The sequence below is a fragment of the Paraburkholderia sp. A1BS-2L genome (assembly GCF_051125205.1).
Lineage (GTDB): Bacteria > Pseudomonadota > Gammaproteobacteria > Burkholderiales > Burkholderiaceae > Paraburkholderia.
This window is the reverse complement of the sequence record NZ_CP120428.1, coordinates 386,583-400,667: the sequence shown is the minus strand read 5'-3', so window position 1 is coordinate 400,667 and position 14,085 is coordinate 386,583. Positions and strand designations below refer to the sequence as shown.

The 14,085-nt window shown below is 65.3% G+C and carries 11 protein-coding genes; 2 read left to right on the top strand and 9 right to left on the bottom strand.

What is annotated here, in order from left to right:
• Positions 1-54 precede the first annotated feature (54 nt).
• The 7 genes from P5W98_RS01780 to P5W98_RS01750 form a co-directional block, all read right to left on the bottom strand.
• Positions 55-1,161: a response regulator gene (locus P5W98_RS01780; protein ID WP_434718184.1), complete on the bottom strand. Its 1,107-nt coding sequence runs from the start codon at positions 1,159-1,161 to the stop codon at positions 55-57.
• Between the two features lie 564 nt (positions 1,162-1,725).
• Positions 1,726-2,697, bottom strand: a complete 972-nt coding sequence (locus P5W98_RS01775) for a threo-3-hydroxy-L-aspartate ammonia-lyase (protein WP_421042597.1) — start codon at positions 2,695-2,697, stop codon at positions 1,726-1,728.
• Between the two features lie 123 nt (positions 2,698-2,820).
• Positions 2,821-3,843 carry a 2Fe-2S iron-sulfur cluster binding domain-containing protein gene (locus tag P5W98_RS01770; protein ID WP_421042598.1) on the bottom strand — a complete coding sequence of 341 codons (1,023 nt, stop codon included), beginning with the start codon at positions 3,841-3,843 and terminating at the stop codon, positions 2,821-2,823.
• Positions 3,844-3,867: 24 nt separating this feature from the next.
• A complete protein-coding gene (hcp, locus tag P5W98_RS01765; RefSeq protein WP_434718183.1) occupies positions 3,868-5,535 on the bottom strand; it encodes a hydroxylamine reductase in 1,668 nt (555 codons plus the stop codon).
• 230 nt (positions 5,536-5,765) lie between these two features.
• Positions 5,766-6,437, bottom strand: coding sequence for a MarC family protein (locus tag P5W98_RS01760; protein WP_421042600.1), 672 nt, complete (start codon positions 6,435-6,437; stop codon positions 5,766-5,768).
• On the bottom strand, positions 6,434-7,132 hold the full coding sequence (locus P5W98_RS01755; RefSeq protein WP_421042601.1) for an amidohydrolase family protein: 699 nt from the start codon (positions 7,130-7,132) through the stop codon (positions 6,434-6,436). The genes P5W98_RS01760 and P5W98_RS01755 overlap by 4 nt, the downstream gene beginning before the upstream one ends.
• Entirely contained in the window at positions 7,077-7,685 is a 609-nt protein-coding gene (locus P5W98_RS01750) for an amidohydrolase family protein (protein WP_421042602.1), read from the bottom strand. The genes P5W98_RS01755 and P5W98_RS01750 overlap by 56 nt, the downstream gene beginning before the upstream one ends.
• A 120-nt stretch (positions 7,686-7,805) precedes the next feature.
• Here P5W98_RS01750 and P5W98_RS01745 point away from each other — a divergent pair, with 120 nt between their 5' ends.
• On the top strand, positions 7,806-8,750 hold the full coding sequence (locus P5W98_RS01745) for a LysR family transcriptional regulator (RefSeq protein ID WP_434718182.1): 945 nt from the start codon (positions 7,806-7,808) through the stop codon (positions 8,748-8,750).
• A gap of 94 nt (positions 8,751-8,844) precedes the next feature.
• On the opposite strand, the gene P5W98_RS01740 is transcribed toward P5W98_RS01745, so the two are convergent.
• Positions 8,845-9,387 carry a single-stranded DNA-binding protein gene (locus tag P5W98_RS01740; protein WP_434718181.1) on the bottom strand — a complete coding sequence of 181 codons (543 nt, stop codon included), beginning with the start codon at positions 9,385-9,387 and terminating at the stop codon, positions 8,845-8,847.
• A 163-nt stretch (positions 9,388-9,550) separates the two neighbouring features.
• Positions 9,551-10,753: an MFS transporter gene (locus P5W98_RS01735; RefSeq protein WP_421022947.1), complete on the bottom strand. Its 1,203-nt coding sequence runs from the start codon at positions 10,751-10,753 to the stop codon at positions 9,551-9,553.
• A gap of 349 nt (positions 10,754-11,102) precedes the next feature.
• Between P5W98_RS01735 and uvrA the strand changes: the two genes are divergently transcribed.
• Positions 11,103-13,994 (top strand): excinuclease ABC subunit UvrA, encoded by a 2,892-nt coding sequence (uvrA, locus tag P5W98_RS01730; protein WP_421042604.1) that lies wholly within the window; start codon positions 11,103-11,105, stop codon positions 13,992-13,994.
• Positions 13,995-14,085 lie beyond the last annotated feature (91 nt).

Genomic DNA, 14,085 nt, shown 5'->3' with positions numbered 1-14,085 from the left:
GTTTTTTTTCGCCGGCTTTCCGCCCGTGGCCCGGTCCGTGCGCAGGCGGAGCGCTCAGGCGAGCAACGCAGCCTGCTGCTCGATGCCGTCGAGCATCGCGTGGCAGGTGCGGATGAGCGCGAACCCTTCCTCGCGCAATTGCTCCGACGTATGCGTGTTCATGTGAGCGCGCCAGGTTTCGAGCACCGCGAGCAGTGCAGGATAGTGCAGCACGCCCACCGCACCCGCGAGCCGGTGATGCCATTCGCGCAGGCGCGCGATGTCGATGTCCTTCAGCAACTCCGGCAGCAAATCCAGATCGTCGCGCATCGCGCTGACGAACGAGCCCAGCAACGTCTTCACCGTCGCCTCGCTGCCCCACACCTCGATCATATGCGCGAGATCGAGCGGCTCGGCCACGCCCGCTTCACCGGCCTCGTCCGACATGGCGGCATCGTCGCGCGTTCCGGAGCCGGCGCGCGGACACGGCGCGGCTTGCTCCTGCGCGACACGCAGCGCGTTCTCCGCGCCGAACCAGCGCGCGAGCTGGTCGCGCAGCGTCGCGACACGCGTGGGCTTGATGAGGCACTCGTCCATGCCGGCCTCGCGGCACAGCCGCAAGTTTTCGGGCGCGGTGTTCGCCGTGATGGCGAGAATCGGCAGACGTGGCGTCGCGCCCGCAGCCTTGCCTTTCTTGCGCGCCTCGGCCGCTTCGATCTCGCGTATCCGCCGCGCAAGGTCATAGCCCGATACATTCGGCATATGGCAATCGGTTATCAAACAACCGTAGCACTCCTTCTCCAGCGCCTCGAGCGCCTGCGCACCGTCGTCGACCACGTCGCATGCAAAGCCGAGCAGCGCGAGCTGATGGCGGATCAGCTCCTGATTCACCGGATGGTCCTCGGCGACGAGAATCAGACGCCCTGCCGCGCGCTCCTTCTCGCGATCGGGCGCCGCGAGCACCGTTTCCGCCGCCGGCGCGGGCCGCACAGCGACCGCGGGCAGACCGGTGAGCGCCATCGCACAAGCGGCGCCCAGACCGCGCCACGAAAGCGGATTGACGCTCACCCGCACACCACTCTCCACCACCCGGTAGCCGCTCGGCTTGGGATTCTCGGTCAGACGGACGACCGGCACGCCCAGCCCGTCGAACACGCCCGCGAGCGCCTCCGCGACAAACACAAGATCGACGCGCCTGCGCCTTCATGTGACGGTATTGCCGAGCGCCGTGATCGAAACCCGTGCTGATGAAAATGTTTTCGACATCGGCCTTTCGCTGCGCATGGTGGACACGCGCGGCAAGCGCGCCAGGGCAAGCACGCCCGTGCGCAAACATTCAGCGTTGTGGCGCGAGAAGCTGCTGTGGGTTGGCGCACGCGAGACGCTGCGCGAGCACGCCACGTTCGCCCCGCCCTGGCCGCTCGCGCTGTTGCTGTCTACGTGCCAGTTGCAGCGCTATGTGCTGAAGCTGCTCAAACGCGCGCATCCCGTTTCTGATTTCCCATTCGGCGTCGGGGGTCGCCGGTCTGCAGCTCGCGCTGCACGCGGGCCTGGGGATTTCGTACTTGAACGAATCGGCGATCGGCTAGGGGCTGGTGGCCTGTCCGGCGTCGTTCGGCCTGCCCGGGCTGCCGAGGGCCGACTTCCATCTGTTGCCGGGACGCCCAGGCGAGAGCGCGCACGTGGCCAACGCACGCGCCGCGCTCGCGGCGTTGCTCGGCTAGCACGCAGCCGCGTGGCGCCCGATCACGACGCTGCGCCCGTCAGTGCCGCGAAGCGCAGCAGATCGACATTGCCGCCCGAGATCACGATACCCATGCGCTTGCCGCGCGCGTCCACCTTGCGGTGCAGGACCGCCGCCGCCGCGAGGCAACCCGTGGGCTCGACCACGAGCTTCATGCGGCTCGCGAAAAACTTCATCGTCTCGACGAGTTCCGCGTCGCTCACGGTCACGATCTCGCTCACGCGCTCGCGGATCACCGCGAACGTATAGCCGCCCAGATGCTGCGTCTGGGCACCGTCGGCAATGGTCCTGGGCGTGTCGATGTGGACGATCGAGCCCGCCTGCAGGCTGCGCTGGCCGTCGTTGCCCGCCTCGGGCTCGACGCCGATCACCGTGCAGCGCGGCGCGAGCGCATGCGCCGACGTTGCGCAGCCCGAGAGCAGCCCGCCGCCGCCAAGCGGCGTGAGCAGCACGTCGAGCTCGCCCGCGTCCTCGAATAGCTCCTTCGCCGCGGTGCCCTGCCCCGCCATCACGTGCGGGTGGTCGTAAGGCGGAATGAGCGTGAGGCCGCGCTCGGCGGCAAGACGCTGGCCGAGTGCTTCGCGGTCCTCGGTATAGCGGTCGTAGAAAACGACTTCGCCGCCATAGCCGCGCGTTGCCTCCACCTTCACCGCAGGCGCGTCCTGCGGCATCACGATCACGGCCTTCACGCCCAGCAGCTGCGCCGAGAGCGCGATCGCCTGTGCATGATTGCCCGACGAAAACGTGATCACCCCGCCCGCCTTCTGCTCCGGCGTGAACTGCGCAATGGCGTTATAGGCGCCGCGGAACTTGAACGCGCCCATGCGCTGGAGGTTCTCGCACTTGAAGAACAGCTCCGCGTCCGCGAGCGCGTTCGCCGTGCGCGAGGTCAGCACAGGCGTGCGGTGCGCGACGCCGCGGATACGCTCGTGCGCGGCGGCCACGTCATCAAAGGAAATCGGCAGTGTGCTCATGGTCGGTGCTCATTGGGTAGGTGGGAGCAGGCGGCGGAATGCGCCTCGCGGGGCAGCGAAACTGCCATGATAAAAAAAACCTCGCCCACGGGCGAGGTTCAAGGCAAGACACGAGGCCGAGCGTCAGACCGCAAAGCGTTCGCTGGCAAATTGCGCGGCAGGCACGCCTGCCGCTGCCGCCACTGCTTGTGCGGCACTCACCATGCCGGGCGGGCCACAGACATAAAGATCGGGCGGCTCGTCAGCCGATGCGAGCGCGACTTGCAGCGCCTCGACCGGCGTGCCATGAAAGCCTCGCCACGCCGAGCCGCCCTCGCGCACGCATAGTTCGACGTGCAATTGCGCAAGCTCCGCCTGCAGCCGCCCGAGTTCTTCGGCCATGAAGAGCTCGCTCTCACGGTTCACGCCGAAGAACAGCCGCGCGTCGTTCATTTCCTGAAACTCGGCCATGCGGCGCAGCATCGAGAGCACCGGCGCGAGCCCCGTGCCGCCCGCCACGAACCAGCGCGGGCGCAGGCTTTCCGCAAAGAGGCCGAAGCCGCCCTGCGGCCCATGCACGGTGAGCGCGTCGCCCACCTGGGCACGCTCGCGCAGGTATGACGAAAACACGCCTTCAGGACGCAGGCGGATCAGCAGCTCGAGCCGCCCATCCCAGTTGCTCGTGTTGGCGAGCGAGAACGGCCGGCGCACGCCGCTTTCAGGCAGCTCCAGTTCGACGAATTGCCCCGCTTCGAACTCGGCGGCGCTGCCGTGGGCGTCGTCGGGTTGGAGACGCAGTTCGAGGCGGAGCGTATCGTCCGCGAGCGTCTCCAGTGCGGCGATGCGCGCACCACGCACGGCGACAGGCTGCAACAGTACCTTCGTGCCGTCATAGGGCGCGGCAATGCTCAAGTCGCTGCGCGGCGTCGTGCAGCACAGCAAGACCGCGCGCGGATCGGCTGGCGGCAGCGCATCGACACTGTGCGCGCCGAGCGTGTAGTCGCCTTCGGCCACGCTCGCATGGCACGCGCCGCAACTGCCGCGCCGGCACTGCGACGGCAGCGTGATCTGCGCAGCCGCGGCCGCAGCCAGCACGTCCTGCTCCGGCTCGCAGGCAAAAGCGAACGCCTGGCCGTCGCGCGTGGTGATTTCGATTCGATAGCTCATGAATGCCTCAGCGCCGATGCGTTTTTACGCTGCCTTGCGTTCGAGCGCGGCGGCAAGATCGGCGTGCGCGTCGCCGATCGGCTGAATCCCGAACTGCTCGACGAGGATCTGCAGCACGCCCGGCGTGAGGAAAGCCGGCAAGGTCGGTCCCAGGCGGATGTTGCGAATACCGAGCGAGAGCAGCGTCAGCAGCACCGCGGCGGCCTTCTGCTCGAACCACGAGATCACGAGCGAGAGCGGCAGGTCGTTCACGCCGCACTCGAAAGCGTCTGCAAGCGCGACGGCAATGCGGATGGCCGAATAGCTATCGTTGCACTGACCGAGGTCGAGCAGACGCGGAATGCCGTCGATGTCGCCGAACGCGTGCCGGTTGAAGCGGTACTTGTTGCAGCCCAGCGTCATGACGACGGTGTCGTCGGGCGCGGCCTCGGCGAAGTCGGTGTAATAGTTGCGGCCGGGCGCTGCGCCGTCGCAACCGCCGATCAAAAAGAAGTGGCGGATCTGGCCGGCCTTCACGGCGTCGATTACCTTGTCAGCCACGCCGAGCACGGTATGGCGAGCAAAGCCGATCGTGATGGTTTCCTCGGGCGCCGTCTCGTGAAAGCCGGGCAAGGCGAGCGCCGCCTGCACGAGCGGCGCATACGCGCCATGTTCGAGATGGCGCACGCCGGGCCAGCCCACCGGACCGGTCGTGAAGACGCGTTGACGGTATTGCGGCAGCGGCTCGATCAGGCAGTTCGAGGTCATCAGCACGGGGCCGGGAAAGTTTGCGAAATCCGCCTGCTGGTCCTGCCACGCGCCGCCGTAGTTGCCGGCGAGGTGCGAGTAGGCCTTGAGCTTCGGATAGGCGTGCGCGGGCAGCATCTCGCCGTGCGTGTAGATCTGCACGCCGCTATCCCTGGTGGCTTCGAGCAAGGCTTCGAGGTCGCCCAAATCGTGGCCGGAAACGAGGATCGCCTTGCCCGCCACCGGCGTCATGCGCACGACCGTGGCCTGCTGGTTGCCGAAGCGGCCCGTATTGGCGGCGTCGAGCAATTCCATCACCTTGAGGTTCAGGCTGCCGAGCGCGAGCGAATGCTCGAGCAGTTCGCTGGCCTCCTCGGGCTCGCGCGCGAGGAATTCGAGCGCGGCTTCCACCCCTGCATACACTTCTTCGCTTTCGTAGCCGAGCACGCGGGCGTGATGCGCATAGGCGCAAACGCCCTTCAAGCCGTAGAGCACCAGTGCGCGCAGGCCGACGATGTCGGCGCCCAGCGTGTCGAGCCCCGCATTCACGCCCACGAGCCTTGATTGCGCCTGCAACTCCGCGATGTTCGCGCCAGGTTGCCAGCGCGCCGGGCCGGCCGGCTCCTGCACCGCCACGCCTTGCGCAGAGGCCTGCGTCTCGTAGGCCTGCTTCACGCGGTCGCGATGCTGTGCGGCTTCGCGCAGCATTCCCAGGAAGCGCGCCGCATTGAAGTTCACATTGGTCAGCGTCGTGAACATGGCGTAGAGGATGAAGCGGTCGGCTTCGCGGTCGGCGCTGCCGACGCCGCGCGCGAGCGCGTTGTACTGGGCGATGCCCTTGGCCGCGTGGATCAGCAGGTCTTGCAGGTCCGCCGTGGTGGCGTCCTTGCCGCAGTTGCCCTTTGCCGACGCGCAACCTGGCGTTGCGTTGCTGCGGTCGGTCTGTTCACATTGATAGCAAAACACGGCTTTCTCCTTTTCTTGTGGGTGACGGCGCTGGTGCGATGTCGATGGAATGTATCGACTGTCAGATCGCGATGAAGGGCCTTGTAAGATGCAAATTTGAAGCATCTTTTAAATGGTCACTCCGGCGAGAAAGTTCTGCCGTGATGTAGATCAAAAAAACAGGTCTGTCATAGAACCATCTGGGTGTGCAAAAACGCCGCAGCTGCTGTGCGCAGCGCGGCGTCTGTGCATCAAGACCCTGGCGATAGTTTGAATATGGGCTGCAAGAATTCGGAGAATCCAGTCAGCATGATCTGCACACCGATGCACAGCAGCAGAAAGGCCGAGATGCGCTCGGCGATACGCGTTCCCTCAATGCCCAAGTGCCGCGCGAACCACCCCGCGCGACCGAAAAGCTGCCAGATCACGCCGGCCACCAGCACCGCCACAACCACCGAAATCAGGCTGCTCAGCAAGAAGTCCTCCAGTTGCCGCGAGTACCTCGCGTTCAGCGCGATGGCGGTGGCAATCGTTCCCGGGCCAATGGTCAATGGCATCGTGAGCGGGAAGAACGCCTTGTCCAGCGGACTGGCGGCTGCGATCGGTCGCGCCTGAACGGCATCGTCAGGGGGGATGTCGAGCGCATTGAGCATCTGCCAGCCGCTCACGGTCACCGTCAGGCCGCCGCCAATGCGCAATGCCGCCATCGATATCCCGAAGAAGTTCAGGATGCGCGTGCCCACGAAAAACGTGACGAGCAGCACAATCATCGAATTGATCGCCACTCGCCTCGCGAGCTTTACGCGGCCATCGTCGCTCAGCGATTGCGTGCGATCGAGAAAGACAAAGGCCATGCCGAGCGGATTGATGATGGCGATCAGACCGGTAAATCCAAACAGGATCTGCGAGACGACGTTAGTCATGAGGCGCAAGGGAGGCGGTTGACGTGAAACCGGCCGCCTTTCATGACGGCGAGCCGCTTTTTCTCGTCCTGAAGGAGCACGAGGCCATCCAGCGGATTGCCGTCGAGCGCGAGCAGATCGGCAAACGCACCGGGCACGATCTCCCCCACCTGGCCCGCAAGCCCCATGATCCCGGCGTTGACGGCGGTGGCGCTCCTGAGAATCTGTGCTGGTGACATGACGCGTTCGCGCAAGGTCAGCTCTTCGAGTTGATCGACCATCATGTCGCCCAGCAGGTCGGTCCCAAGACCGATTTTGACGCCGGCGTCCTGGGCGATTTTCAGCGCATGGAGGCCCTGATCCGTCACGATGGCCGTCTTGTGCAGCATGGCGTCGGACCAGCCCAGCGCCTTGCCGCGACGCGTGATGGCCGCATACGTGGAAAGCGTGGGCACGCGACAAGCGTCATGATCCACCATCATGCGCGCCGTGTTCTCGTCGATCAGATTGCCGTGCTCGATCGAGCGCACCCCGCACTGCACCGCGCGCTGAATCGCCTCGGGCGAATAGGCATGCGCCATGACATAAGTCTTCGCGGCCCGCGCCTCCTCGACGATCGCCCGCATCTCCTCGATGGAGAACTGCGTGCCATCGAGCGGATCATTCGGCGCGGAAGCGCCCCCCGCCAGCCATGACCTTGATATGGTGCGCGCCATTGCGAATTTCCTCGCGCACGGCGCGCCGCACGGCGGGAACGCCATCGGCGACATGGCCCAGCAGGCCGAGCGCGCCGCAGCACACGCAACGCATTCCCTGGAAAAACTCCGGACGCGGGTCGCCATGGCCGCCGGTCTGCGAAATGGCGCGGCCCGCAATGTACAGGCGCGGCCCGGCGAAATGACCGTTTTCGACGGCGCGCACGAGGCCGCTGTCGGCGCCGCCCGCATCGCGCACGGTCGTGAAGCCACGCGAAAGCATCGCATCGAGCACGTCCTTCGTTTGGGCCGTGATCAATGATTGTGGAATCAACGTGAGCTGAAAGAAGTCCGACACGGTCGCAGTAACGTGGACATGCGCGTCGATCAAGCCGGGTAGCAGCACGCGGCCGTCCAGGTCGAAAACCTGGTCGTCGTGCAAGGCGGGCATGGGAGGCGACGAGAATGACACCGCCTCGATCTTTTCATCTTCGACGACGACCGTCGCATGGGGCTTGAGCGTGGCCTCTGCACTGTCGAACAACCGTGCATTGCGGAAAACGATGCGTGACATGGCGTGATGGACTCCAAAGCTCGACACAGGACTTTCAGGCTAATTCCCGGCCGGGCGCGCCTCAATAACATCGTCCGCGCGGTCTCGTTGCGTCGAAGACAACAGCCTCGGAGGTATGCAATGAAATCCTGCTCTGGCCAGCCGAATATGGATGACATCACGATTGGCCGACTTCGCTACCTTCACGAGGTCGTGAGTCGCGCGGGTGTGCGCAAAGCCGCCGACCATCTCGGTGTCGCGCCGTCGTCAGTCAGCCGGCAACTGGCGCAACTCGAACACTCGGCACGCATGCCCCTGCTGGAGCCTGACCGGCGCGTCATCAAACCCACCGAAGCCGGCAAGCTTCTGCTCGACTACTACACCGGCTACATCGCCCGGCGAGAAACCCTGGCCGCCCGCCTGGCCGGCTTGCAAGCCGGCGACGACGGCCATGTCGAGATCGGCCTGGTACAGGGGCTCGCTGGCGGCCTCATGCGCGACGCGCTCTATCGTCTGCATGAGCGGCACCCCGCGCTTACCGTATCGCTGCGGCTGGGCGGCATGGACGACATCGTGCAATGGCTCGAACAGGACGCCATTCATTTGGGCATTACCTACGGGCCGCCGCTCGATACGCGTCTGGCGCAAGTGAAAAAGGCCATCAGCGTGACCCGGCCGATGTGCGCCGTCGTTCCACCGGGCCATGCGCTGGCCAGCCTGCGGGAAGTCTGCGTCGACGCGCTGCTGCCGTATGCTTTTGCGTTGGCTGGGTCCGCTTATGGCACGCGAAAAATCATGCAGCAAATCGAGCGGGAAGAAGCCTGCACGTTCCAGTTGCTGCTCGAGACCAATCATCTGATCGGGTTACAGAACTTTGTTGTCGCCAGTCTCGGCGTAACCGTGCTACCCGCTTTTGCGGTGCAAAACGAACTGGATCAGGGCAAGCTCGCGGCTCTGCCTGTCGCACACGCGCTAGCGCGACGCGCGCAGATGCAGTTGCTCGTGCGGCCCGGGCGGGCGTTGCCCGAGAGCGCGCAAGCGTTGCAGCGGCTGTTGACACGGCAGTTGCGGGGGCGGCAGGCATAGGCAGCAACGCCGGCCCCCGCCTGCACGCACACCGCAAATAAAAACCCCCGCACGAAGGCGGGGGTTGATCTTTACAGCGTCGGGCTATCGGACCTTAGAACGGAATATCGTCGTCCATCTCGTCGAAGCCGCCGCCAGCGGGCGCGCTCGAACGGCCGCCGCCGCCGCCAGCGCCAGCGCCACCGCCGCTCGCGCGCGGCGCGCCACCACCCGCTGCGCGGCCACCGCCGCGCGGAGCCGACTGCTCGCGGCTATAGCCGCCGTCGTCGCCCATGTCGCCGCCCGACGAGCCGCCGCCGCTGCTGCGGCCGCCCAGCATCTGCATCTGGTCAGCGACGATTTCCGTCGAATAGCGGTCGGTGCCGTCCTGCGCTTGCCACTTGCGCGTGCGAATACGGCCTTCGATATACACCGACGAACCCTTCTTCAGGTATTCGGAAACGATCTCGGCCAGACGGCCGAAGAACGCCACGCGGTGCCATTCGGTCATTTCCTTGAACTCGCCGGACGCTTTGTCCTTGTAGCGGTCGGTGGTCGCGAGGCGGATGTTCGCCACAGCGTCGCCGCTGGGCAGATAGCGCACTTCCGGTTCGGCGCCGAGGTTGCCGACGAGGATCACCTTGTTCACGGATGCCATGAGTTTCTCCTGTTGATTCCGTTGCGAGGAGCGGCCACGCGTTTTCGCGCATCGGCTTGAGATTGCGATGCACCGCGCGCGGACCGCCTTTCGCGAAAATTGTTGCTGCGAACGCCGGGTTCGCTTCAAAGCATAGGGCGGGCACGACCGTGGCCCCGGCCCATCAGGCGCGCTTGGTCGGCGCCTTCAGCGGCACTTTCATATAGGCCGCGATTATAAGCCAGCAGAACACGAGCCCCGAGCACGTGTAGAACACCGCGCTCGCGCTACCGTGCTTGAGCAGCCAGCCGCCCACCACGCCGCCGAGCGCGAGCCCGATCGACTGGGTGGTGTTATAGACGCCCGTGGCCGCGCCCTTGCGGTTGCCCGGTGCGAGCTTGGACACCAGCGAGGGCTGCGAGGCTTCGAGAATATTGAACCCGAGAAAGTACACGAACAGCACGGTCGCCACGATTGCTATGGTATGCGCAAGCGAGCCGAGCAGAAGCTGGCCGATCAGGATAAGCCCAATGGCCGAGCACAGCACAGCCTTCATCTTGCCCCGCTTTTCCGCGGCGATGATGGCGGGCACCATCAGGACGAACGAGACGCCCATCACCGGCAGATAAATCTTCCAGTGTGACGCCACAGGCAGGCCCGCGTCCACGAGCAGGCGCGGCACGACGAGAAAAAGCGCGGTCTGCGTGGCATGCAGCACGAGCACGCCGAAGTTCAGGCGCAGCAGTTCCACGTTGTGCAGGACTTCGGCGAACGGCGCGCGCACATGCACGGGTTTGGGCGCATCGGGCACGATCCACAGCACGACGCCCACGGCGAGAATCGAGAACACGCCCACGAGGGCGAACAGGCCGCTCATGCCGACCCAGTGGAACACGATGGGCGCGCCCACGATCGCCACCGCGAAGGACATGCCGATCGAGCCGCCCACCATCGCCATGGCCTTGGTGCGGTGCTCCTCGGAAGTGAGGTCGGCGATGAACGCGAGCACCGCCGAGGAAATCGCCCCCATGCCCTGAATCACCCGCCCGACGATGATCCACGTGATGTCGTGCGCGAAAGCCGCCACGAAGCTGCCGAGGGCAAAAATCACGAGGCCGATGACGATCACCGGCTTACGGCCCATCTTGTCCGAAAGCCAGCCATAAAAGATATACAGGAGCGATTGCGTGACACCGTAGGCCCCGAGCGCAATGCCGACGAGCAGCACGTTGTCGCCGCCGGGAATGGTTTTCGCGTAGACCGAAAACACCGGCATGATCATGAAGAGGCCGAGCATGCGCAACGCGAAGATCGCGGCGAGCGACACGGTCGCGCGCATTTCCGGCGCGCTCATGCGTGAAGAAGTAGCGGGTGAATTGGAGGACATCGGAGCGTTTTCTGATTGGGCCGCCGCTGCGCGCGCGTTTTCTGGCCTTGGGGCAGGCGAAGCGGGCATCGGGCGAGCTTCGCGGCGTTGTCATTGCGGCGGTGGCGGCCTTGCAGGGACGACAGCGATGCGGGCAGCCCCCATGTCGGCCAGAATTCGCGCTTCTGCGCTTACGCTGGCCCCACGCCTGAAACGATCCCCGGCTGCTTCCTGTCGATCTTCTTTCGCGCCCCATGCGCAGCCTTGCTATGGCCATCCGGGACCTTTCAAAGACCTTCAGCAAGCCGTAACGGCGGTCTGGAAAAGTCGTTATAGTAGCAGGTTTAGCCTCCCTTTCTCCCGCAGGTTCATGGAACAAATCCGTATCCGTGGGGCCCGAACCCACAACCTGAAGAACGTCAATCTGGACCTGCCGCGCCACAAGCTCGTGGTGATCACCGGGCTTTCGGGCTCGGGCAAGTCGTCGCTGGCGTTCGACACGCTTTACGCGGAAGGCCAGCGGCGCTACGTAGAAAGCCTTTCGGCCTACGCGCGCCAGTTCCTGCAACTGATGGAGAAGCCCGACGTCGACCTGATCGAGGGCCTGTCGCCGGCGATTTCCATCGAGCAGAAGGCCACCTCGCACAACCCGCGCTCGACGGTGGGCACGGTCACCGAGATTCACGACTACCTGCGCCTGCTCTACGCGCGCGTGGGCACGCCCTACTGCCCCGACCACGAGATTCCGCTTGAGGCGCAAAGCGTCTCGCAGATGGTGGACGCCGCGCTCGCGCTGCCCGAAGAGACCAAGCTGATGATCCTCGCGCCCGTGGTCGCCGACCGCAAGGGCGAGCACGCCGAGCTCTTCGACGACATGCAGGCGCAGGGCTTCGTGCGCTTTCGCGTGCGCTCGGGCGGCGGCACCGCCAATGAGGGCGAGGCGAAGATCTATGAAGTCGAGTCGCTGCCCAAGCTCAAGAAGAGCGAGCGCCACACCATCGACGTGGTGGTCGACCGCCTGAAGGTGCGCCCCGACATGAAGCAGCGTCTGGCGGAGTCGTTCGAAACGGCGCTGCGCCTCGCCGACGGCCGCGCCATCGCGCTCGAAATGGACACTCACCGCGACCACCTGTTCAGCTCGAAGTTCGCCTGCCCGATCTGCTCGTATTCGCTGCCGGAACTGGAGCCGCGCCTCTTCTCGTTCAACAACCCGATGGGCGCTTGCCCCGAATGCGACGGCCTCGGCCAGATCACGTTCTTCGATCCGAAGCGCGTGGTCGCGCATCCGTCGCTCTCGCTCGCCGCGGGCGCGGTGAAGGGCTGGGACCGGCGCAACCAGTTCTACTTCCAGATGCTGCAAAGCCTCGCGGTGTTCTACGATTTCGACATCGACGCCGCGTTCGAGGACCTGCCCGAAAAGGTGCGCAAGGTCCTGCTCTACGGCTCGGGCAAGCAGGAAATCCCGTTCTCATACATCAACGAGCGCGGCCGCACCTCGGTGCGCGAGCATGTATTCGAAGGGATCATCCCGAACCTGGAGCGCCGCTACCGCGAGACCGATTCGTCCGCGGTGCGCGAGGAACTGGCGAAATACCAGAACAACCAGGCCTGCCCGCACTGCGAAGGCACGCGCCTGCGCCGCGAGGCGCGTTTCGTGCGGATCGGTTCGAATGAGGACGCGCGCGCGATCTACGAGGTGAGCGGCTGGCCGCTGCGCGACACGCTCGGCTACTTCCAGACGCTGCGCCTCGAAGGCGCCAAGCGCGAGATCGCGGACAAAGTCGTCAAGGAGATCGTCGCGCGCCTGATGTTCCTGAATAACGTGGGCCTCGACTATCTCTCGCTCGAGCGCAGCGCGGAAACGCTCTCGGGCGGCGAGGCGCAGCGCATCCGCCTCGCCTCGCAGATCGGCTCGGGCCTCACCGGCGTGATGTACGTGCTCGACGAGCCGTCCATCGGACTGCATCAGCGCGACAACGACCGTCTCATCTCCACGCTCAAGCATCTGCGCGACCTGGGCAATTCGGTGATCGTCGTCGAGCACGACGAGGACATGATCCGCATGGCCGACTATGTCGTGGACATGGGCCCGGGCGCCGGCGAGCACGGCGGCATGGTGATCGCCGAAGGCACGCCGAAGGAGGTGGAGAACGACCCGGCCTCGATGACCGGCCAGTACCTCTCGGGCGCGCGCCGCATCGATTATCCGGACGAACGCATCGAACCCGGCGAGCGGCGCCTGCGCATCGTCGAAGCCTACGGCAACAACCTCAAGCGCGTGACGCTCGACCTGCCGGTGGGCCTGCTCACCTGCGTGACGGGCGTCTCGGGCTCGGGCAAGTCCACGCTGATCAACGACACGCTCTATCACGCGGTGTCGCAGCATTTGTACGGGTCGTCGGCGCAGCCCGCGCCGTTCGAGGCCATCGAGGGGCTCGAGCATTTCGACAAGGTCATCAACGTCGACCAGTCGCCGATCGGCCGCACGCCGCGCTCGAATCCGGCCACCTACACGGGGCTTTTCACGCCCATCCGCGAGTTGTTCGCGGGCGTGCCGGCGGCCAAGGAACGCGGCTACGAATCAGGCCGCTTCTCGTTCAACGTGAAGGGCGGCCGCTGCGAAAGCTGCCAGGGCGACGGCGTGCTGAAGGTGGAAATGCACTTCCTGCCCGATGTCTACGTGCCCTGCGACGTCTGCCACGGCAAGCGCTACAACCGCGAGACGCTGGAGATCCAGTACAAGGGCCGGAACATCAGCGAAGTGCTCGACATGACGGTCGAGGCGGCCTATGAGTTCTTCAAGGCCGTGCCGGTCGTGGCGCGCAAGCTCAAGACGCTGCTCGACGTGGGCCTTGGCTATATCCGTCTCGGCCAGTCGGCCACCACGCTGTCGGGCGGCGAGGCGCAGCGCGTGAAGCTGTCGCTGGAGCTCTCGAAGCGCGATACGGGCCGCACGCTGTATATACTCGACGAGCCGACCACGGGCCTGCATTTCCACGACATCGCACTACTGCTGGAAGTGATCCACCGGCTTCGCGACCAGGGCAATACAGTGGTGATCATCGAGCATAATCTCGATGTCATCAAAACCGCCGACTGGATCGTGGACATGGGCCCCGAAGGCGGTGCGGGCGGCGGCCAGATCGTGGCCCAGGGCACGCCCGAGCAGGTCGCGAAGGCCAAGGCGAGCTTCACGGGCCGCTATCTCGCGCCGCTGCTCAAGCGCCAGGTGGCCGCGCTTGACGCGGCTTCGGGGAAATAGGCCATCGAAATGGTTGCGGCGGCCATGGCCGCGGCAACCCCGGCTGTAGCAACAACAGAGCGGGGGCGCTGGCGTCCCCGCGGTCTGAAGA